Origin of the sequence: Gilvimarinus gilvus (assembly GCF_030518155.1) — a bacterium.
GTDB lineage: Bacteria > Pseudomonadota > Gammaproteobacteria > Pseudomonadales > Cellvibrionaceae > Gilvimarinus > Gilvimarinus gilvus.
Map to the genome: position 1 here is coordinate 1 of NZ_JAULRU010000453.1, position 303 is coordinate 303.

Annotated in this window: 1 protein-coding gene; it reads left to right on the forward strand. The window is 63.7% G+C overall.

Translation table 11 applies throughout. The features are described 5' to 3' along the window. A partial coding sequence (locus tag QWI17_RS08840) for a Mur ligase domain-containing protein (RefSeq protein WP_302722154.1) occupies positions 1 to 303 on the forward strand: 303 nt, incomplete at both ends.

Below are 303 nucleotides of genomic sequence, written 5' to 3' on the forward strand. Positions count from 1 at the left end.
GCATATTCACATTCTCGGTATTTGCGGCACTTTCATGGGCTCGCTGGCAGTGCTGGCCAAGGAGCTTGGCCATCGCGTGACCGGTTCGGACGCCAACGTCTACCCGCCGATGAGCACGCAGCTCGAAGCCCAGGGCATCGAGCTGACCCAAGGCTACGACCCGGCTCAACTGGAGCCGGCGCCCGACCTGGTGGTGATCGGCAACGCCATGTCGCGCGGCAACCCGGCGGTTGAATACGTGCTGAACAAGGGCCTGCCTTATGTTTCTGGCCCGCAGTGGCTGGCCGACCACGTGCTGCAAGG